Origin of the sequence: Paenirhizobium selenitireducens ATCC BAA-1503 (assembly GCF_900492185.1) — a bacterium.
GTDB classification, from domain to species: Bacteria; Pseudomonadota; Alphaproteobacteria; order Rhizobiales; family Rhizobiaceae; genus Allorhizobium; species Allorhizobium selenitireducens_A.
In genome coordinates, this window is sequence record NZ_UEYP01000003.1 from 280,049 (window position 1) to 300,066 (window position 20,018).

The window sequence follows — 20,018 nt, forward strand, 5'->3', positions numbered from 1 at the left end:
GTTGCGGCCTTTGGCGCACCCTTTAAATACAGGGGATTTCACAAACGAGATCTGGAATGATGTCAGGCGACGTTGACGGCGCCGGCCGCAACCAGCTTCTTTTCGGCCCGTTCGGCGAGGTCGGCAACGGCTTCCGAGGCGATCGGCATCGAATAGACATAGCCCTGGATGAGGTCCGCCAGATCGTATTTGGCCAGCAGTGCGAGTTGCTCCTGGGTTTCGACCCCTTCGACGATGATGCCGAGATCGAGCTGGCGCGACAGGGTGACGATGCCGCGCAGCAGCTTCAGCCTTTTGGCATCCTCGCCGATATTGCGCACGAAGGAACGGTCGATCTTGACCTGGTCGACCGGCAGCGAATCGAGATAGCTGAGGCTGGAGAAGCCGGTGCCGAAGTCGTCGATAGCGATGGTAATGCCGTGCTGGCGCAATTCCTCGAGGATGAGTCGGACAGCGCCCAGCTCCTCGATCAGGCTCGACTCGGTGACTTCGAGATGCAGACGCGTCGGCGCCAGGCCGGATTCGTCTAGCGCATCGAGCACCGTCCTGACGATGTCGTCATTGCGCAGGTCCTGGACCGAAAGATTGACCGAGACGCCGATCGACTCCGGCCAGGTGGCGCAATCGCGGCAGGCCGTGCGGATCATGAAACGGGTGATGTCGGCGACGATTCCCATTTCCTCGGCGATCTGGATGAAGATGTTGGGCGGGATTGCGCCCTTGTCCGGATGCGTCCAGCGCGACAGCGCCTCGCAGCAGGCGATGCGCGATCCGTCCGACACGAACATCGGCTGGTAGACGGCCTGCAAAGCACCCGTCTCGACCGCTTCCTTGAGGTCGGTCTTCAGTCGCTGGCGCTCGATATAGCGGGCATCCATTTCCTGGGCGAAGGCGGTGAAATTTCCCTTGCCGCGCGATTTCGATTCGAACACCGCCAGGTCGGCCTTGATCTGCCATTCCTCCATGCGCAGTTCGGCAATGTCCATCTGGACCGCGCCGGCGCAGAAGGTGACGGCAAAACTGGTGCCGTCGATGTCGTATTGACCGGCGATGGCGGCATGGATGGCGCGCATCCGCTGCTCGAGGTCGGGACGCTGCTCGGCATTGGGGAAGAACAGGACGAACTGGTCACCGACGAGATGACCGACGATCGCCTCCCCTGCGGCGAGCTTCAGCAGCCGGTTGGCGATCGCCGCAAGCAGCCGGTCGCCGGTCACATGCCCTTTCATGTCGTTGACATGTTTGAACTCGTCGACATCGAGGACCATGAAGGCGATCTCACCGCCTTTGGTGCGGGCCGCGATCTGGTCCCTGACGAGTTCGGCGAAATAGCTGCGCTGCGGCAGTCCGGTCATGGAATCGAACCGCACCATGTGCAGGATCTTGCGATCGGCACGCACGCGCGCGGTGACGTCCTCGAAGATCAGAACGACGCCGCCCTCGGGACGCCGGCTGGCGGAGAACTCCAGCACGAGATCCTCTGAGAACTGCATGATGGCACGCGAAATGGTGCCGTCCATCAACTGGGCGAGCTGGCGCTGGATCAGGCTCGGCATCGAACCATCGATGAAGGTATGGCGCACGCCGTAGCGCAACACGACGTCGAGATCACAACTCTTCAGCCTCGCCCGCTCGCCGAGATTGAGCAGTTCGCAGGCCTTGCGATTGATGACCTCGATGCGATTGTGCGGATCGAGCATGATGAGGCCGTGCGTCATGTTGTTGAGTGCAGTGTCGAAGCTGCCGACGACCTTCTTGATTTCCCGTGCTGCGAGGACGTTCTCATAGAGAAACTCACGCACGCCCTTTGCCATCGCCTGGGTTGTCAGGACGAAGGGAATGAGCATGACCGACAGGAGCACCTTGTAGGGGTCCTGGGAAAAGGCGGCGCCGACGATGATCGGAGCGCAACAGGCCAGACTCTGAAGATTGACGGCCAGCCGAGAACCATAGTTGCGCCCGACGACGGACACCATCGAGGCCATGGTGACGGAGACGCAGGCAAGCTCGACGAAGGTGTCCTCGAATTCCAGAATGGAATAACCACAACCGATCCCGAGAATGGCGGCGGTCGAGGCGCCGCCCAGGACATAGCGCGCCTCCCATTGCCGGATGTCATCGAGCGACCAGGTCGACTTCTCGGCCTTGCTGAAGCGAGCGAAGAGGAGGAGGCGGTTGGCGAAGACGACCACGAAGGCGATGGCCAGCATGACGAAGACCAGATCCTTGGTCTTATGATAGACCACGAGATAGGTCAGGATGTGGACCAGCATGCCGGTAAACAGAGTCTGCCGGTTGCCGAACAGCGAGCTGACGAAGGACAGGTATACGTCCGTCGGCACAGCTTTCGTGCCATGAGCCTTCATCCGTTGGCCTCCTTGTCCCTGCAACCTATGCAAAACGATTTAAAAATCGATTGCCAAAAACACAGGAAAATCCATAGTCGAGCGCACACATCGTTTGATCACGACGCTGCGCGCGACAGCAGTCCCCAGGCCACTGCTGCAGATTGCGCATTTTCGCCAGGATGGCAAATCGCTCGTTGCAAACAAGTTAAGGTCGATCAAACGACGCATCGTGCCCTGTCCCGAAATGGGGCATGGGAAACAGCTCCCCAGAGTGTCTTTGGACCTCCCCTCGGGCGCCGCCGCATCGGTGAAAAATTGACGGAAGGCATTAGACGAAAGACTAGATGAAGAGAGGGGGCAGATTGCGGAAAAGGCCGGAAACCCGGAGCCTTCACCCGTTGCACGTCACCTTTTCATGCTCTAAGGACGACCCTTAGTATTTGGGGAGACAAACATGAAAATGTTATTGGCAATCACCCGGGTGATCGATGCGATCAACGGGGCAATAGGGCGCTGGGTTTCCTGGCTGCTCCTCGCCGCCGTCATCATCAGCGCCGGCAATGCGGTCATCCGCAAGATGTTCGACATCTCGTCGAATGCCTGGCTCGAGCTGCAGTGGTACCTCTTTGGTACCGTTTTCATGCTCGCCGCCGCCTATACTCTCTTGAACAACGAACATATCCGCATCGACATCCTCGCGAGTTCGTGGAGCAAGCGCACGCGAGACTGGATTGACCTGATCCTGCACATTATCTTCCTCGTGCCATTCACCTTCCTGATGACCTGGCTTGCCTGGCCGTGGTTCCTGAACTCCTTCAAGATCGGCGAAATTTCTTCCAGCGCCGGCGGGTTGATCGTCTGGCCGGCCAAGGCCGCCGTCTTCTTCGGCTTCCTGCTGCTGAGCGCCCAAGCGATCTCAGAGATCATCAAACGTGCCGCCATCCTTTCCGGCCATCTCGAAGACAAGGCCGATGTAAAAGACGCCGCCGAAGTGACGGGACACTGACATGATCGATTTCATCGCACACAACCTCGCCCCGATCATGTTCACCACGGTGATGCTGATGCTCTTGCTCGGCTATCCTGTGGCATTCACGCTCGCCGCGGGCGGCCTGATCTACTTCGCCTTCGGTGTCGAACTTTCCGCCATCTCCCCGGAAATCAGACTTTTCTGGCCTCTGCTGCAGTCACACCCCGACCGCATCTACGGCATCATGTACAATGACACGCTGCTATCGATCCCGTTCTTCACGCTGATGGGCTTGATCCTGGAGCGCTCGCGCATGGCGGAAGACCTGCTCGACACCATCGGTCAGCTCTTCGGCCCGATCCGCGGCGGTCTTGCCTATGCGGTCATCCTGGTCGGTGCACTGCTCGGCGCCACGACCGGCGTCGTTGCCGCCTCGGTCATGGCCATGGGCCTGATCTCGCTGCCGATCATGCTGCGCTACAACTACAACCGGCCCCTGGTTGCCGGTACGATTGCCGCCTCGGGCACGCTCGCGCAGATCGTTCCGCCTTCGCTCGTGCTGATCGTCATGGCCGACCAGCTCGGCCGCTCGGTCGGCGACATGTATGTCGGCGCGCTCTATCCGGCGCTCCTGATCATCTCGGCCTACTGCCTCTACATTTTCGTCATCACGATGATCAAACCGCAATGGGCGCCTGCCCTGCCTCTCGAGGCCCGTACCCTCGGCGGTGGCGTCACCTCGCTTTTCGTCATGCTGGTCATCAGCGTTGCACTCTACTTCCTCGGCCATGAAGTGCTGTTCACCGGCATTGCCAGCCCCGAATGGCGCCTCGTCTCGGCCCTCGCCTTTGGCGTCTTCAGCATCTACCTGATCGCCCTGGCCAATCAGAAACTTAACCTGAACATCATCTCTCGGCTTGCCCAGCAGGTCATCATCGTCCTGATTCCGCCGCTGGCGCTGATCTTCCTCGTGCTCGGCACCATCTTCCTCGGCATTGCCACGCCGACCGAAGGCGGCGCCATGGGGGCTGCGGGTGCAATCATCATGGCGGCGATGAAAGGCCGCATGTCGATGGCGACCATGAAGCACGCGTTGGACGCCACGACGAAGCTTTCGGCCTTCGTCATGATGATCCTGATCGGCGCCCGCGTCTTCGGCCTGACCTTCTACGGCATCAACGGTAATGTCTGGATCGAGGATCTGCTGACGGCGCTTCCGGGCGGCGAGTACGGCTTCCTGATCGTTGTGACGATCATTGTCTTCATCCTCGGCTGCTTCATCGACTTCTTCGAGATCGCCTTCATCATGGTGCCGCTGCTGGCTCCGGTCGCAGACAAGCTCGGTATCGATCTGGTCTGGTTCGGCGTTATTCTCGGCATCAACCTGCAGACCTCGTTCCTCACCCCGCCCTTCGGCTTCTCGCTGTTCTACCTGCGCTCGATCGCGCCGGCCGGAAAGTGGAAGGACAAGGTGACCGGCAAGACGATGGACGGCATGAAGACGCTCGACATCTACAAGGGCGTGTTCCCCTACATCATCATCCAGTTCCTGGCGATCATGGTGGTCTTCGCCTTCCCCGGCCTGGTCATGCGCTACAAGGGCGATGCGCCGACCATCAACCCGGCCGACGTGCAGATCGAGGTTCCCGGCTTCGGCCAGGGTGGGGGCATGACGCTGCCGCCGCTCGGTTCGGACGGCAACGGCGCGCCGAACTTCGGCCTGCCGCCGCTGGGTGGCGCAAACGGCAATGGCGCCCAGGCTCCGGCCATGGGCCTGCCGCCGCTCAATCTGGGCGGACCGCAACCGGCGCCTGCTCCGGCACCGGCAGCGCCTGCTGCCAACCCGGCAACCGACCTCAGCCAGCCGCCGGTCATCAGGTAAGCACAAGCCGGGATCCTGCGGGATCCCGACCAACAACGAGCATGATGCGAAACGCCCCGGATCTCAGGTCCGGGGCGTTTCGTTTTGCCGCGACAGCGACCGCGCCGGGCAGAGAGACCAGGCGTCCCCGCATCCGCCGACCGCACACGAAAAAGGCTCCGGGCAAGACACCCGGAGCCTCATATGGTCTACGGCCTGGAAAAGCTTAGAGCTTGCCGGCGCGCTGCTGGATCATCATGAACGTGTCGAAGGTGTATTCGCCGAGCTGGGCCCAGAGATAGGCATCCTTCTTGAACGCCAGCTGATCGTCGTAGATCTTCTTGAAGAACGGGCTCTGCGCCGACAGTTCCGCATAGATCTCGATCGCCGCCTGGTAGCAGGCTTCCATGATTTCCTGGCTGAACGGACGAAGCACCGTTCCCTCGGAAACCAGCTGCTTGATCGCCGCCGGGTTCTTGGCGTCGTACTTTGCCATCATGTTGGTGTTGGCAAAGGCGCAGGCGTCGGTGATGATCGCCTGGTAGTGCTTCGGCAGGTTGTTGTACTTCTCCAGGTTGAAGAAGCCGTGAACAACCGGACCGGCTTCCCAGAAACCCGGATAGTAGTAGTACTTGGCGACCTTGTGGAAGCCCAGCTTGGAATCGTCGTAGGGACCGACGAATTCGGCAGCATCGATCGTGCCCTTTTCCAGTGCCGGATAGATGTCGCCGCCAGCGAGCTGCTGGGGAACGACGCCGACCTTTTCGAGCACCTTGCCGGCCAGACCGGCAATACGCATCTTCAGACCCTTGAGGTCGTCGACGGTGTTGATTTCCTTGCGGAACCAGCCGCCCATCTGAACGCCGGTATTACCGGCCGGCAGACCATAGAGGTTCTGGGTGGCGAAGAACTCGTTCATCAGCGTGTTGCCGTTGCCCTGGTTGAACCAGGCATTGGACATGCGCGCGTTGAGGCCGAACGGAATGGCGGTACCGAAAGCGAAGGTCGGTTCCTTGCCCCAGAAATAATAAGAAGTGGTGTGCGCGGCTTCGACCGTGCCGGCGGCAACGGCATCGACAGCCTGCAGGCCGGGGACGATTTCACCGGCAGCGAAGACCTGGATCTGGAAATTGCCGTCGGTTGCCGCAGCAACGCGTTCGGCGATGTCAGTTGCACCACCGTAAATGGTGTCGAGCGACTTCGGGAACGACGACGTCAGACGCCAGGTGATCTTCGGGTTTTCCTGGGCGATGGCCGGCGCTGCCAGCACGGTGGATGCGGCGACGCCAGTACCGGCGACACCCGCTTTCTTGATAAATGAACGACGATCCATGAAATGACCTCCCATCATGGTTGCTCCAAACGGTGGAAACCTTGCGCCCCCTCCCGATGGCAATGCCGGCGAGATAACCATTTTGTCCAAAGCGTTTCAAGCGCCGCGGCAATATTCTTTCGGACTAGATGGACAATTCGGACGATTGCGCCTTGGCTCCTATCATCCGGATTGTATTCGTTGCTTTTTCGCGCTGCGCGTCACCGTGGATGCACGCTCCCCAGGCCGCCCTGCAGGCGGTGCCCGGTCGACCGGAACAGACACCTTCCGCGGAACAGTTTCAGGCTCTGCGCAGGGGCGTTTTCATTCGCAATGCTGGTGGAATGAAGAGCATATCCAGCCAACACGGCCCGTTTCCTCCCACCCGGCACGCTTGAGGACCTTGGATGGGGTTTGCAGAATCGGGCCGGGCACACGCAAGGCCTCAACGGCCGCAACACGATCACATATTGACTTCTCCCCCCGGCTCGCTCCAAGAAATGCGTCATGCCCGCATAGGCTATCTCTGGAGTTTCCAATGCCCAAGCCGATCATAGCCATTCCCGCCGACATTCGCGAGTTCGACGGAACGCACTGGCATGCCGCCCAGAACCAGTATGTCCGCGCCGCCCTCAAGGTCGCTGGCGTGATGTCCTTCATCATCCCGGCCTTCGAGGACGGAAACGAGACCGACGCGCTTCTGGACCGGGTCGACGGGCTTCTCGTCTCCGGCTCGGCGACCAACGTGCACCCGGCGCTCTACGGCGCGGAAGCGCGCGACAGCGACGGCCCTTTCGACCCGGCGCGCGACGCCACCACCCTGCCGCTCATCCGCCGCGCGATCGAACGCGGCATTCCGCTGTTTGCCATCTGTCGCGGCATCCAGGAATTGAACGTCGCGCTCGGTGGCACGCTGGCCAGCGAAATCCAGGAACAGGAAGGCGTCTGGGATCATCGCAAGCCGCAGCATGACGATCGCGACGTGGTCTACAGCATTCGCCAGGACGTGATCGTGGCGGAAGGCTCCTGCATCGCCCGCTATCTCGGCACCGCCGGTTCGATCCAGGTCAACTCGCTGCATCGCCAGGCGATCTCGAAAACGGCGCCGGGCCTCCAGGTCGAGGCGCTGGCCGAAGACGGCACGATCGAGGCGGTCTCGGTGATCGACGCCAAGGGCTTTGCCATCGGCGTGCAATGGCATCCGGAATACTGGGCCGAAACCGACAGTCCGTCGCGCGCCTTGTTCGAGGCCTTCGGCGATGCCGTGCGCGCCTACGCCAAGAGCAAGGCCTGACCCGAACCGGAACCTCTTCCCGGAAAGTACGCCTCAGGTTTTCTGCGGCGTTTCCGGCACCGGGGTCAAAGCCCGGCCCGTGTCGAACCAGGCGATCAGGTTGTCGACCACGAGATCCGCCATGGCATTTCGGGTCGGAACCGAAGCCGATGCGACATGCGGGAGCAGCGAGACATTCGGCAGGTCGATCAGGTCCTGCGGCACCTGCGGCTCGTTCATGAAGACATCGAGACCGGCCGCCGCGATCGTTCCAGCCTTTAGCGCCGCAATCAGCGCCGGCTCGTCGACGGTCGTACCGCGCCCGACATTGATCAGCACGCCACGCGGCCCCAACGCTCTCAGCACCTCGGCATCGATCGCCCCGATCGTCTCGGGCGTCTTGGGCACAATCGAGATCAAGGTGTCGACCGCCTCGGCCAGGCCCAGCAGCGTCGGGAAATGGCAGTAGCCGACATCCGGGCGCGGCCGGCGCGTGCAATAGCTGATCTTCACCTTGAAAGGCTCCAGCCGCCGCGCGATCTCCAGACCGATCCGGCCAAGGCCGTGAATGCCGACATGCCGCCCCTTCAGCGAAAGCGGCGAGAGCGGGAAAGGCCCCTCCGACGCCCAGCGCCCGTTACGCAGCCATGTCTCCGCCTGGGGCAATTGGCGCACCGTATTCAGCAGCAAGGCGATCGCCGTGTCGGCGACCTCGTCGTTCAAGACGTCGGGCGTATTCGACACAACGACGCCGCGCGCGGCGGCGGCGCGAACGTCGACGCCGTCATAGCCCACACCGAAACTGGCGATCATTTCGAGGCGGGGGAGCCTCGCGATCCAGTTCGCCGGAAGCGCGCCCGACACGGCGATTGCGCGTATCCTTTCGGCATCCTCTGCGGAAATCTCCAGGTCCGGGCCATGCGGCACGGCAACCAGATCGAAACGGGCTGAAAGCCTCTCCGTGACGCGCGGGTTGATGCGGCCCGGCACGAGAATGGTGGCGCGCGAATTCGTCATTTGGCCTCCTGAGGGTCAGCGAATGTGGATCGGGCCGGTCGACTGGCGAATGCGCATTTCCGGCTTGATCAGGTGGATACCGTCCGGCTCGTGGCTGCCGGCCAGCTTGTCGAGCAGGGCGCGGGCGGCAAGCCGTCCCACTTCCGCCTGGCCGTTCCACACCGTGGTCAGCGACGGCGTGGCGATCGAGGCCTCCTCGAGATCGTCATAGCCCGTCACCGAAATGTCGCGACCCGGCACCAGTCCGGCGCGGGCAATACCGTTCATCAGGCCGATGGCGACGAGATCGTTCCAGCAGACCGCGGCGGTCGGCTTCTGCGGCAGCGAGAGGAAATGCACGGCGGCCTCGAAGCCCCCCTGCTTGGTGCGGGGTCCCGGAATGCGCAGTTCCGGGTCCACCTCGATGCCTGCCTTGCGCAGCGCATTGACATAGCCCTGGTATCGATCGCGCCCCGTCGAGGTTTGGTCCGTGCCGCCGATCATGGCGATCGTCCGGTGCCCGAGACCGATCAAATGGTTGGTGGCGAGCGAAATGCCATAACTGTCGTCGCCGCGATAGGTCGGGACATCGAGCCCCTCCATCTGTCGCGCGATCAGGATCGCCGGCATGCCATTGTCCTCGGCAAGCCGGATGTCCTCCACCGGCGTGCCGATGGCCGGCGACATGATGACGCCGTCGCCGCCTAGCTGCAGCAGCGTCTCGATGAAGTTCCGCTGCTTGTCGACGGAATCATAGTGGTTGGACAGGATGAAGGTGTGCCGACTGCGGTCCAGCTCGCTCTCGATGGCTTTCAGGATCTCGCCGTAGAAAGGGTTCATGATGTCGTGCACGACGACGCCGATAATGCCGGAGCGGGAGGTGCGAAGGCTGGCGGCCCGGCGATTGTAGATGTAGCCGAGCGTCCGCGCCTGCTCCTTGATCTTCTCGCGGGTATCGGCGGCCACCAGCGGGCTGTCGCGCAGTGCGAGCGAAATGGTTGCGGTCGACAGCCCCAGTGACTCGGCGATCGTTGACAGTTTGACCTTCTGCGCCACTTTGCCTCCCTTGATGGAACGATGCATGCCCTGCGGTCTCCTCCAACGCACCTAAACTTTTTAATTAAATAGTTTAAGTGCGTATTTCAATTCCCGTTTCCCAGGAAATGGGAGGAGATTTATCAGTCCTTGGACGTATTCCCGTGCAGGTTTTCCTCCACCGTGGCCAGAAGCTTGAGCAATTGCTTGACCTCCTTGCCGGACAATCCCGCGGTCGCCAGTTCCTCGACTTCCGCTGAAGCCACGGCAATGGCCTCGAGCCGGGTACGCCCCTCGGCCGTCAGATGCACCATGGTCAGGCGCCCGTCCGCATCGACAGGGCGACGCTCGACGAAACCCTGGGCCTCCATCCGGCCGATCGTGCGGGTCATGGTTGGTGCCTTGACGCCGAGCCTCTGGGCCAGCGCGCCGGGCGTCAGCCCCTCCTCCGCGGCGAGCAGTTGCACCACCGTATCCTGTCCGGCATAGAGCCCGCTGTCGGCAAGGCTGCGCGACAGGTGCGTGCGCATGGCGCGGGCGGCCTGCGTCACTGCGGCGGCAAGTGAGTGATGGCGCTCGCCGTTCTCCTTCTTCTTGCCCGCCTTGTTCTTCTTGTCGCCCTTGTCCTTTTTCGCCATTGTGCCTCCCTGCCGCCCGATGGCGAAAATAAACATCATGATGTGCCGGCTAATATTCTGCCAGGAATCCATAACGAAGAACGAAGATCAACGCCAGATGCCGCAATCCAAGCCCGATATGCCCGACAGCGGACCTGTCTCCCTGCCACAAATGCGGCCCGACTGCATCGCCGTTCTGCCGCTCGGCGCCCATGAACAGCACGGACCTCATCTTCCGTTCGAAACCGACACGCTGATTGTCGAAGGGATCGTTGCCCGCCTCGCGCGCAAGCTCCCCAAAGATCTGCCGGTGATATTCCTGCCCGCCGAGCCGGTCGGCTATTCGATCGAGCACATAGACGTCGCCGGAACCAGGAGCCTTGCCTATCAGGACGCCGTCGAGCGCTGGCTGGCGATTGCCGCGGACCTTTCGGGCAAGGGTATCCGAAAACTCGTCATGCTCAACGCCCATGGCGGCAATTCCCCGCTGATGACCATCGTCGCCACCGAAGCGCGCGTGCGTTTCGGCATGCTTGCGGTGGCGACAAGCTGGACCCGCTTCGGCCTGCCCGAAGGCGTCATCTCGCCCGAGGAAAAGGCGATCGGGATCCATGGCGGCGAGATCGAGACCTCGGTCATGCTGGCGCTTTGTCCGGAGCGGGTCGACATGGCAAAAGCCGAGGATTTCCCGTCGCGCCAATCCGACTATGCCAGGCGGTTCACCCACCTGCGCGCCTATGGCCCGCATGCCTTCGGCTGGAAAATGGCCGATCTCAACCGTGAGGGTGTCACCGGCAATGCCAAGGCCGCAACGGCGGAGAAGGGCGAGAGACTGATCGACCATGCGGTCGATGGCCTGATCGCATTGCTGCGGGATGTGCAGGCGTTTGATGTAGATACTTTTGTCTGCACAGACGATCGCGGCGAGAGCAAACAAAGCCTTTGAACTGCCACGGGTCAGCGCCTATATGGGGTAACACCATTACAGGCGCATCGTCCGCGCTCCCATCTGATCGAGGTTTTCATGACCGAAGCTGCCGCAAAACCCATTCCCGTCACCGTGCTCACCGGTTATCTCGGCGCCGGCAAGACGACGCTCCTGAACCGCATTCTGTCTGAAAGTCACGGCAAGAAATATGCGGTCATCGTCAACGAGTTCGGCGAGATCGGCATTGACAACGACCTGATCGTCGAGTCGGACGAAGAGATCTATGAAATGAACAACGGCTGCGTCTGCTGCACCGTGCGCGGCGACCTGATCCGCGTGGTGGAAGGCCTCATGCGCCGACCCGGTCGCTTCGACGGCATCATCGTCGAGACCACCGGGCTTGCCGATCCGGTCCCGGTCGCCCAGACCTTCTTCATGGACGACGACGTGCGCGCCAAGACCGAACTCGACGCGGTCGTCGCGCTGGTCGACGCCAAGCATCTGCCGCTGCGCCTGAAGGACAGCCGCGAGGCCGAGGACCAGATCGCCTTTGCCGACGTCGTGGTCATCAACAAGACCGATCTCGTCAGCCATGACGAACTGCACCGCATCGAAGACATCGTTCGCGCCATCAACCCCTCGGCCCGCATCTATGCGACGACGCGGTCCGGCGTCGACCTCGCCAAGGTGCTGAACCAGGGCGCCTTCAATCTTGAGCGGGCGCTGGAGAACGATCCGCACTTCCTCGATCACGACGATCCGGACCACGTCTGCGGTCCCGGCTGCGATCACGATCACGGCCACGATCATCACCACCATCATGACCATGGCCACGATCATGATCACCACGACCATCACGGCCATGACCACCACGACCATGCCCCCTCGCCGATCCATGACGTGACGGTCATGTCGATCTCGCTACGCGGCGGGGAGATGAACCCCGATCGCTTCTTCCCCTGGATCCAGAAGGTCACCCAGACCGACGGGCCGAATATCCTGCGCCTGAAGGGCATTATCGCCTTCAAGGGTGACGAGGAGCGATATGTCGTGCAGGGCGTCCACATGATCATCGAGGGCGACCACCAGCGCCCATGGAAGGACGGCGAGAAACGCGAGAGCCGCCTCGTTTTCATCGGCCGCGATCTTGATCGCGAAAAGCTGGAAAAGAGCTTCCACGCCTGCGAGGCAGCAGCATGACGCCGAAAAGTGTGAAGCGGTTTTCGGGTCAAGTCATGCCAACGGGAAAGAAAGCCTGATGCCGACGGTTGCCCCCCTCGACATCGACGGTCACGTCGTCACCGCTGCCTTTCTCGGCGATATTCCGGTCTTTGCCGCGGCTTCCGGCACCGTGCATCGGCTAGACGGCGGCGAGAAGGTGACGGAGGCCCATCAGGGCCTGCTCGCCTGTGTCAAGGACAGCGCCGACCAGACCCTCATCACCGGCGGAGAAGACGGCAAGGTTCTGCGCATCGGCCATGACGGCAGCTTAACCGAACTTGCCCACGTACCGCGCAAATGGGTTTCCGTCGTCGCGGCCGGGCCGCAGGGCGCGGTCGCCTATGCGGTCGGCAAGGCTGGCTATGTGCGCCTGGCCGACGGCAAGGTGAAGGAATTCACCGAGGAGCGGACCATTGAGGGCCTCGGCTTCGCGCCCAAGGGCCTGCGGGTCGCCGCCGCCCGCTACAATGGCGTGACGCTCCATTGGATCGGCACGACCGGCGCGCCGGTCGACCTCGAATGGAAGGGCGCCCATACCGGCGTGACCTTCTCCCCCGACGGTCGCTTCGTCGTCACCACCATGCAGGAGAACGCCCTGCACGGCTGGAAGCTTGACAGCAAGTCGGCCGAGACCCGCCACATGCGCATGACCGGCTATCCGGCCAAGGTCAAGTCGCTGTCCTGGTCGGTCAAGGGCAAATGGCTTGCCTCCTCGGGTGCGCCTGCGGCCATCGTCTGGCCGTTTTCGGGCAAGGAAGGCCCGATGGGCAAGGCGCCGCTCGAACTCGGCACCCGCGCCAACATCATGGTCACCCAGGTCGCCTTTCATCCAGCAGAAGAGGTCCTGGCGATCGGCTTTGTCGACGGCATGGTTCTGGCGGTGCGCATCGCCGACGGCAAGGAGGCCCTGCTGCGGCGCCCCGGCAAGGGTGCGATCACCTCGATGGGCTGGAGCGCCAACGGCAAACTCCTCGCCTACGCTTCGGACGCCGGCGACTGCGGGGTCATCGACATATCCGCCTGACGGCGGTTCCCCGGGAAAACAGCTAGAGCGCCTGCCGCAGTGTTGCGGCGGGTGACGAAGCCTGCTTCACGCCGGATACCGCTGGTGGATTGCTCACCATCGAGCGCATTGCGTTGCTTGAATTGCCGGCTCCGCTGGGTTATCGCTCGACCATGGCCCAAGATCGTTCCAAGCCCGCAAAGAAAACCCTGCGCTACAAGCTCCTGCGAGCCCTCAAGCTCGTTGACGAGCCCGAGCGCGCCGACCAGATCTACTACGAGACCGGCGGGACGAAGCGCAAGGCGCATGCCACCTGGTACCGGGGCGAGACGACCAACTTCTTCCCCGACAAGAAGGCGATCGCGAAGCCGAATGCGGTGGACGAATATGTCGGCAAGGGCTGGTTTCCCGACGCGCCGTTCATCACCCGCGAGCACTACATCACCGCCTTCGGCAGCTGCTTTGCCAGCGAGGTGACGAAATACCTTTATCGCGAGGGCTACCAGGTCTTCGGCCGCGACATGAAGCTCAATTCCTACGTCGTGCGCAGCGGCGAAGGCATCGTCAATTCCGCGGCGATCCGCCAGCAGTTCGAATGGGCCTTCGAGGGCAAGGCGCCGAAAATCGAGCTGTGGCACGACAAGGAAGGCATCCCCGGCGACTATTCCGACGAGGTCCGCCAGGCGACACGAGCGATCTTCGAGAAGTCCGACATCTTCATCCTGACGCTCGGCCTGTCCGAGGTCTGGTACGACAAGCCGACCGGAGAGATCTTCTGGCGCGCCATCCCGAAGCGCGACTTCGACGCCGAGCGTCACGGTTTCCGCGTTCTCGGCGCGGTGGAAAACCTCGACAACCTGCGCCGCACCTATGAGCTCATCCGCGCCCACCGGCCCGACGCGACCGTGATCATCACGCTCTCGCCCGTACCGCTCGCCGCGACCTTCCGCCCGGTGTCCTGCATCACCGCAAGTTCGGTGTCCAAGGCCTCGCTCCGGGTGGCGATCGACGAGCTGATGCGCGAGGTCGGCCCCTCCGCCGAAAGCAAACTCTACTATTTCCCGTCCTATGAGATGGTGACGTCGTTCCTGCCGAACCCGATGAAGGACGATTTCCGCCACCCGACCGAGGAATCGGTCGAATTCATCATGCAGACCTTCAAGCGGAACTTCCTGCGGTAACCGTGCCTTCGCGCCCGGGTAGCGCAACCAGGATCAAGCCTTGGCGAGCGCCGCGGCAATGCGCGACTTGATGTCGGCGGTCACGCGCTTCTTGGTTTCGGCAATATCGAGCGGCTGCGGCCAGGCCTCGATCCTGCGGGTGAAGGGGTGCTTCAACGGATGCCAGGTATTGTGCCGCTTCAGGCCGACTTCCTCGACGATCTGCGTGCGATAGCTCTTCGGCCCGACGAAGATGACGGGAATGCCCATGGCGATGCAAGGCATGGCGCAATGGATACGCGTGGTGACCACGAGCGCCGCCTTTTTGCCGTAGGTCTCGACGATTTCCTTGGCATATTGCAGCCGCGTGTCCGCCGACACGTCGATGAAGCGATGGCTGACCGTCTTCACCGTCATCCCCTTCTTGAACAGCTTCGGCGAAAGCTGGTCGCGATTGGCCTCGACGAGATAGATCGAATCCGGATCGCGCTCGGCCGGCGCATTGAAGGTCAGCGTGTTGCACAGCGACAGATAGGCCTCGACGCCGAGCGAGCGGATGAAATCCACCGTGCCCTGGTCGCGGCAACCGATCGGCTCGTGCTTCTTCAGATAGTCGACATGGCGCGCAATCGTCGGCTTGGCGTGCTTCTGCACGTGGAAACCGAAGAAGATCGGCTTGATCGACGGGCTCGGAGGCCAGTTGTCGAGCTTCGACAGGAACCAGCCATTGGTGACGAGCAACGCCTCGGGCCCGTCATAGCTGTTGAGATGATCGCGGTTGAGGAACACGTCGACGGGCGGCAGATGCTGCATGACGGCAACGCTCTGGATATCGTCGCCGATATTGTTGCCGTTCCAGCTGAGAGCAGCGATTTTCATGCCGTCAGGTCCCCTTGATGAGCCACCGCGCGGGGATAGTACGCGGCACGGGCGATTGCAACCCCCGTCGGCCGGCGCTTCCGCCCGGGCGAAAGGGCCGGCTGCGCTTGAATGTAGGGTCGCGCCTTTGGCGGCAGGCGCATGGCAAAGACGAACGGCAACCGAGGGCCTGGAGCCCTGGCTGCCGTCCATGGGCCTTGCGGCCGGATCAGAAGCGGTAGGTGACGCCGGCGCCGATCAGCCACGGATCGAGCTTGGCCTTGCCGTCGACATCGGCGCCCCCGACGGTGGCGGTGAAGTCGGGTTCGAGGAAGATCTTCTTGACGTCGAAGTTCACGCCCCAATGCTGGTCGATCATGTAGTCGAAACCGGCCTGGACGGCGACGCCGAAGGCATTGTCGATGTCGAGATCGTCGGCATTGGCGCCTTCTTCATTGTAGAAGATCGTGTAGTTGAGGCCAGCACCGACATAGGGCTTGAACGCGCCGAAATCGGTGAAGTGATACTGCAGCGTGAGCGTCGGCGGTAGGATCCAGGTGCGGCCGATCTTGCCGAGGCCGGTGATCGAGCCTTCGCCCCAGACATTGGCGTAGGTCGTGCCGAGGATGAGTTCTGCGGCGATGTTGTCGGTGAAGTAATAGGTGATGTCGAGCTCGGGGATCACAGTATCGCTGTAGGACAGGTCCGAACCGGCAATGCCGTCCACTTCGCCCTCGTTATTGGAGATCACGCCGAGCGCGCGCAGGCGGACCTGCCAGGGGCTCTGCGCCGCGGCGAAGGGGGCATCCGCGAGCGGCGTCATGTCGGCCGCGTAGGCAACCTGGCCGGTGAGCAGAAGTGCCGTGGCTGCGGCAAGGGCGCTGATCCGCCGCGTGCTGATCGTGTTCATAAATCTCTCCTTGAATAATCGGTGGCTTGTGCCGTGCACAAAATAAGCCGCCCGCAACGCAAGGACATTTGAGCTAGATCAATACATGCTTTGGAAAACAATCGGTTGGAGCCGCTGCGCCGCACCTGTCACAATTCCGCCACGGCCAGATTTGACGATTGAAAATCCTGGCGCCGCCCGCCGCTCGGAAAGGACGCCGTAACGCCGAACAGGCCCTGCAAACCCGTTCCGGAGCCAGTGATTCTCATCTCCGATCGGCGCTGTCCGGCGCCGATGTCGGTCTCCGGCTTCGCAGCGGAAGCCGGAGCGAAGTCGCCTGTCCCGACGACTAGAACTTCACGCCCAGACCGACATTGACCACATGCTGGTTGAAGTCGGTATCGACGCCGAGGATGTCCTTCTCGAAATAATCGTTGTAGCGATATTCGAGCCTCGTGAAGATCCGGTCGGTGACGGCATAGTCGAAGCCGGCCCCGAGCGTCCAGCCGTTCAGCATCTCGCTTTCGTCCAACCCGCCGCCCTCGACGGAGAAATCGGTCGCCGTCCAGCCACCGGCCGCGTAAAGCAGGACGCGGTCCATGGCATAGCCGACGCGTCCACGGACCGAGCCGTTCAGGCCGGTGCCGACATCGACGGCGCCGTAGCTGTTCTCGTTCCAGTCATAGTTGAGATCGGCCTCCAGGCCGACGATGGCGCCGGAGCCGAAGCCCCAGTTATAGCCGACGAAACCACCGAAGCGGCCGCCGTCGAAATCGTCCGAGGCCGAGGTGACGCCATCATAGAAGTCCCCCTCGCCCCAGCCATAGCCGCCATGCAGACCGATGTAACCGCCGGCCCAGCTGAACACCGGCGTGGTCTCCACGACTTCCGGCGGCACGGCCGGAGCCTCGATAACGGCATCTGCGGAAAGAACCGGCGTGGACGATATGACGAGCGCCAGCGCGCTCCATCCGAGTTTCTTCATCATTGCTGCTACTCCCTCTCAAGGCTGCACCGCATCGCGGCAACAGACGTTCTGCCGTGACGAAACGCGCCACACGAAGGCTAACAAGCATGAGGGAGCGAATTGTTCCGCGCCTTCGCTGTTTTTTTCCGGAGTGACACCGGAACGACACGCCGCAGCGGGGGCGAAATCCAACCGGATGCCAGACGCAGAAACGCCCCCTCGCCGTGGATGGAGAGGGGGCGTTCGCCCCGCCGCGTCCCCACGACGGGATGCAAGGCCCGCACCCGCACCGGCGGCTCGAGACGCGAGATGCGTCGAACTCTACCGGGGGCGCGGACCTGTCTGGTGCTCAGGCGACGTGGCGGCGCGGCGCATGCGACAGCTTGCGGCCGGAGGCGACCACCATGCCGGCAGCCCCCTCGAGCCAGCCGGCTTTCAGCTCGATCGCCAGAAAGCGCTCACGGGCGAATGGCCCCGGCATCACGAGATGCTGTGCCTTTTGCGCGAAGAAACCGAAGCGCTCGTAATAGCCCGCATCACCGACCAGCAGGATGGCGCCGTGGTTGCGCTTGCGCGCTTCCAACATCGCTGCGCGCATCAGCGCCGAGCCGATGCCCTTGCCCTCGTGGGCGGGATCGACCGCGAGCGGGCCGAGCAGCAGCGCGTCGATGGCATGGCCTTCGCGGCTGACGCCGGCCTCGACATTCCACAGCCGCACCGTGGCGATGACATGGCCTTGGCGGTCGCGGGCGACCAGCGCCAGGCCCTCGGCCGGCAGACGGTCCTTGCGAATCTTTTCCGACGACTTCTTGCGTCGGCCGGGCCCCATGGCACGGTCGAGCAAGGCCTCGCGGGCCACGACATCGGCCGGCGTTTCGGCATCGATGACAAAGGCAGGTGCAGTTTGCGACGCGAAAAATGCGCGCACGACGTCCAGAACAGCGGCCATGGCGGCCTCCCGTACCAAGAAGTGTTTCCGATGATGGTTTGTTGCGCCGCGCCGGTCGAGCCGGCGCGGTCGTCGAAAGGTCCGACGGACCTTAAATGACGTAGGACTTCAGCGGATCGAAACCGTTGAAGGCGACCGCCGAATAGGTCGTCGTATAGGCGCCGGTGCCCTCGATCAGAACCTCGTCGCCGATCGTCAGCGAGACGGGCAGCGGGTACATGTTCTTCTCGTACATCACGTCGGCCGAATCGCAGGTCGGGCCGGCGAGCACACAGGGCTCCATTTCGTCCATGTCGCGCTCCGTGCGGATCGGATAGCGGATCGCCTCGTCCATGGTTTCGGCAAGCCCGCCGAACTTGCCGATGTCGAGGAAGACCCAGCGATGCGTGTCATTGTCCGACTTCTTCGAGACCAGAACCACCTCGGCCTTGATCACGCCGGCATTGCCCACCATGCCGCGACCCGGCTCGATGATGGTCTGCGGGATGTGATTGCCGAAATGCTTCTTCAGGGCACCGGTGATCGCACGGCCATAGGCCTCCGCCGACGGGATGTCGCGCAGGTACTTGGTCGGGAAGCCGCCGCCCATGTTGACCATCTGCAGGTGGATGCCCTGCTTGGCCAGCGAGGTGAAGACACGCTTGGCATCGGCCAGAGCCGAATCCCAGGCATCGACCTTGGTCATCTGCGAACCGACATGGAACGACACGCCGAACGAGTCGAGTCCCAGTTGATGGGCGTAGACGAGCACATCGACAGCCATCTGCGGCACGCAACCGAACTTGCGCGACAGCGGCCATTCGGCGCCTTCGCCATCGGTCAGAACGCGGCAGAACACGCGGGCACCGGGGGCCGCGCGTGCGACCTTCTCGACTTCCTCATGGCTGTCGACGGCAAACAGGCTGATGCCGAGCGCGTGCGCCCGGGCAATGTCCCGTTCCTTCTTGATCGTGTTGCCGTAGGAGATCCGCCCAGCGGTCGCGCCGGCGTCGAGCGCCATCTGGATTTCGGCAACGGAGGCGCAATCGAAGCTCGAGCCCAGCGAGGCGAGCAGCTTGAGGATTTCCGGAGCCGGATTGGCCTTGACGGCATAGTAGATCGCGCTGTCCGGCAGGGCGTGGCGGAACGCACCGTAATTGTCGCGCACGACATCGAGGTCGACCACGAGGCAGGGACCTTCCGGACGTCGGGTGTTGATGAAGTCGAGGATACGAGCGGTGGTCATGGGTCAATCCCTCTCAAGTGCCAAGGTTCCCGGACTCGTTGCCGAGTTCGGAAGGACAAAGGACGACGAGAACCCGATCGAAACCAGCCGGTGGAGACGCTGATACCGTACGAGCGCTCGAAGCGCGTATAGTGAACAGACACCCTGCCAGGAGCGTCAGTTCGGCTTTGTCTGCCATGGATTGGTGGGATGACCCGACCGCACTTCCGGCAATGATGGTGTGCCTCTGAAGTAACTCCGGCTGATGGAAAGCCGGAAGAGACTAGAAAGGCCCGCACCGTCGTTGCTTCAGATGTCCTCGCATTTCCCGGATGGCCGGAATAGCGACTGGAGGGGTTAGTTCCAGGTACCTTACCGATTTCCTCACCACATCGAGGGTCGGCGGACACCCATGGGCACGTGCGAC

17 protein-coding genes are annotated in these 20,018 nt (G+C 62.4%); 7 read left to right on the top strand and 10 right to left on the bottom strand.

What is annotated here, in order from left to right; all coding sequences use genetic code 11:
• Positions 1-62 precede the first annotated feature (62 nt).
• On the bottom strand, positions 63-2,366 hold the full coding sequence (locus tag RHIZ70P_RS07505) for a putative bifunctional diguanylate cyclase/phosphodiesterase (protein ID WP_115669764.1): 2,304 nt from the start codon (positions 2,364-2,366) through the stop codon (positions 63-65).
• A 436-nt stretch (positions 2,367-2,802) separates the two neighbouring features.
• On the opposite strand from RHIZ70P_RS07505, the gene RHIZ70P_RS07510 reads away from it, so the two are divergent.
• Together RHIZ70P_RS07510 and RHIZ70P_RS07515 are read left to right on the top strand one after the other, a co-directional pair.
• Entirely contained in the window at positions 2,803-3,354 is a 552-nt protein-coding gene (locus RHIZ70P_RS07510) for a TRAP transporter small permease subunit (protein ID WP_115669765.1), read from the top strand.
• A 1-nt stretch (position 3,355) separates the two neighbouring features.
• A complete protein-coding gene (locus tag RHIZ70P_RS07515; protein ID WP_115669766.1) occupies positions 3,356-5,200 on the top strand; it encodes a TRAP transporter large permease in 1,845 nt (614 codons plus the stop codon).
• 205 nt (positions 5,201-5,405) lie between these two features.
• Here RHIZ70P_RS07515 and RHIZ70P_RS07520 read toward each other — a convergent pair whose 3' ends face one another.
• Entirely contained in the window at positions 5,406-6,512 is a 1,107-nt protein-coding gene (locus RHIZ70P_RS07520; RefSeq protein WP_115669767.1) for a TRAP transporter substrate-binding protein, read from the bottom strand.
• Positions 6,513-7,029: 517 nt separating this feature from the next.
• On the opposite strand from RHIZ70P_RS07520, the gene RHIZ70P_RS07525 reads away from it, so the two are divergent.
• Positions 7,030-7,785 (top strand): gamma-glutamyl-gamma-aminobutyrate hydrolase family protein, encoded by a 756-nt coding sequence (locus RHIZ70P_RS07525; protein ID WP_115669768.1) that lies wholly within the window; start codon positions 7,030-7,032, stop codon positions 7,783-7,785.
• A gap of 33 nt (positions 7,786-7,818) precedes the next feature.
• Here the strand turns inward: RHIZ70P_RS07525 and RHIZ70P_RS07530 are convergent, their stop codons facing one another.
• The 3 genes from RHIZ70P_RS07530 to RHIZ70P_RS07540 form a co-directional block, all read right to left on the bottom strand.
• Positions 7,819-8,781 carry a 2-hydroxyacid dehydrogenase gene (locus RHIZ70P_RS07530; protein ID WP_115669769.1) on the bottom strand — a complete coding sequence of 321 codons (963 nt, stop codon included), beginning with the start codon at positions 8,779-8,781 and terminating at the stop codon, positions 7,819-7,821.
• 15 nt (positions 8,782-8,796) lie between these two features.
• Entirely contained in the window at positions 8,797-9,816 is a 1,020-nt protein-coding gene (locus RHIZ70P_RS07535) for a LacI family DNA-binding transcriptional regulator (protein ID WP_115669972.1), read from the bottom strand.
• Between the two features lie 122 nt (positions 9,817-9,938).
• Positions 9,939-10,433, bottom strand: coding sequence for a MarR family winged helix-turn-helix transcriptional regulator (locus RHIZ70P_RS07540; protein ID WP_115669770.1), 495 nt, complete (start codon positions 10,431-10,433; stop codon positions 9,939-9,941).
• A 118-nt stretch (positions 10,434-10,551) separates the two neighbouring features.
• Here RHIZ70P_RS07540 and RHIZ70P_RS07545 point away from each other — a divergent pair, with 118 nt between their 5' ends.
• From RHIZ70P_RS07545 to RHIZ70P_RS07560, 4 genes are all read left to right on the top strand, one after another.
• Positions 10,552-11,358, top strand: coding sequence for a creatininase family protein (locus RHIZ70P_RS07545; protein WP_419178282.1), 807 nt, complete (start codon positions 10,552-10,554; stop codon positions 11,356-11,358).
• Positions 11,359-11,436: 78 nt separating this feature from the next.
• Entirely contained in the window at positions 11,437-12,540 is a 1,104-nt protein-coding gene (locus RHIZ70P_RS07550; protein WP_115669772.1) for a CobW family GTP-binding protein, read from the top strand.
• Between the two features lie 58 nt (positions 12,541-12,598).
• Positions 12,599-13,585, top strand: coding sequence for a WD40 repeat domain-containing protein (locus RHIZ70P_RS07555; RefSeq protein ID WP_115669773.1), 987 nt, complete (start codon positions 12,599-12,601; stop codon positions 13,583-13,585).
• An 89-nt stretch (positions 13,586-13,674) separates the two neighbouring features.
• A complete protein-coding gene (locus tag RHIZ70P_RS07560; RefSeq protein WP_115669774.1) occupies positions 13,675-14,745 on the top strand; it encodes a GSCFA domain-containing protein in 1,071 nt (356 codons plus the stop codon).
• Between the two features lie 33 nt (positions 14,746-14,778).
• Here the strand turns inward: RHIZ70P_RS07560 and RHIZ70P_RS07565 are convergent, their stop codons facing one another.
• From RHIZ70P_RS07565 to odc2, 5 genes are all read right to left on the bottom strand, one after another.
• Positions 14,779-15,603, bottom strand: coding sequence for a polysaccharide pyruvyl transferase family protein (locus RHIZ70P_RS07565; protein ID WP_181903968.1), 825 nt, complete (start codon positions 15,601-15,603; stop codon positions 14,779-14,781).
• A 208-nt stretch (positions 15,604-15,811) separates the two neighbouring features.
• Complete coding sequence (locus RHIZ70P_RS07570) at positions 15,812-16,492, bottom strand: OmpW/AlkL family protein (RefSeq protein WP_181903969.1); 681 nt, start codon at positions 16,490-16,492, stop codon at positions 15,812-15,814.
• Between the two features lie 328 nt (positions 16,493-16,820).
• The gene (locus tag RHIZ70P_RS07575) at positions 16,821-17,459 is read right to left on the bottom strand and encodes an outer membrane protein (protein ID WP_419178278.1); all 639 of its coding nucleotides are present in this window, start codon (positions 17,457-17,459) and stop codon (positions 16,821-16,823) included.
• A 328-nt stretch (positions 17,460-17,787) separates the two neighbouring features.
• Positions 17,788-18,387, bottom strand: a complete 600-nt coding sequence (locus RHIZ70P_RS07580) for a GNAT family N-acetyltransferase (RefSeq protein WP_115669776.1) — start codon at positions 18,385-18,387, stop codon at positions 17,788-17,790.
• 91 nt (positions 18,388-18,478) lie between these two features.
• Entirely contained in the window at positions 18,479-19,612 is a 1,134-nt protein-coding gene (gene odc2, locus RHIZ70P_RS07585) for an ornithine/lysine decarboxylase (RefSeq protein WP_115669777.1), read from the bottom strand.
• Positions 19,613-20,018 lie beyond the last annotated feature (406 nt).

What these genes read in the sequence shown, in the direction of transcription:
- RHIZ70P_RS07570 (WP_181903969.1), bottom strand. Translation starts at nt 16,492, where the DNA reads ATGAACACGATCAGCACGCGGCGGATCAGCGCCCTTGCCGCAGCCACG.
- RHIZ70P_RS07530 (WP_115669769.1), bottom strand. Translation starts at nt 8,781, where the DNA reads ATGACGAATTCGCGCGCCACCATTCTCGTGCCGGGCCGCATCAACCCG.
- RHIZ70P_RS07545 (WP_419178282.1), top strand. Translation starts at nt 10,552, where the DNA reads ATGCCCGACAGCGGACCTGTCTCCCTGCCACAAATGCGGCCCGACTGC.
- RHIZ70P_RS07525 (WP_115669768.1), top strand. Translation starts at nt 7,030, where the DNA reads ATGCCCAAGCCGATCATAGCCATTCCCGCCGACATTCGCGAGTTCGAC.
- RHIZ70P_RS07575 (WP_419178278.1), bottom strand. Translation starts at nt 17,459, where the DNA reads ATGATGAAGAAACTCGGATGGAGCGCGCTGGCGCTCGTCATATCGTCC.
- RHIZ70P_RS07565 (WP_181903968.1), bottom strand. Translation starts at nt 15,603, where the DNA reads ATGAAAATCGCTGCTCTCAGCTGGAACGGCAACAATATCGGCGACGAT.
- RHIZ70P_RS07550 (WP_115669772.1), top strand. Translation starts at nt 11,437, where the DNA reads ATGACCGAAGCTGCCGCAAAACCCATTCCCGTCACCGTGCTCACCGGT.
- RHIZ70P_RS07520 (WP_115669767.1), bottom strand. Translation starts at nt 6,512, where the DNA reads ATGGATCGTCGTTCATTTATCAAGAAAGCGGGTGTCGCCGGTACTGGC.
- RHIZ70P_RS07515 (WP_115669766.1), top strand. Translation starts at nt 3,356, where the DNA reads ATGATCGATTTCATCGCACACAACCTCGCCCCGATCATGTTCACCACG.
- RHIZ70P_RS07540 (WP_115669770.1), bottom strand. Translation starts at nt 10,433, where the DNA reads ATGGCGAAAAAGGACAAGGGCGACAAGAAGAACAAGGCGGGCAAGAAG.
- RHIZ70P_RS07555 (WP_115669773.1), top strand. Translation starts at nt 12,599, where the DNA reads ATGCCGACGGTTGCCCCCCTCGACATCGACGGTCACGTCGTCACCGCT.
- RHIZ70P_RS07505 (WP_115669764.1), bottom strand. Translation starts at nt 2,366, where the DNA reads ATGAAGGCTCATGGCACGAAAGCTGTGCCGACGGACGTATACCTGTCC.
- odc2 (WP_115669777.1), bottom strand. Translation starts at nt 19,612, where the DNA reads ATGACCACCGCTCGTATCCTCGACTTCATCAACACCCGACGTCCGGAA.
- RHIZ70P_RS07510 (WP_115669765.1), top strand. Translation starts at nt 2,803, where the DNA reads ATGAAAATGTTATTGGCAATCACCCGGGTGATCGATGCGATCAACGGG.
- RHIZ70P_RS07580 (WP_115669776.1), bottom strand. Translation starts at nt 18,387, where the DNA reads ATGGCCGCTGTTCTGGACGTCGTGCGCGCATTTTTCGCGTCGCAAACT.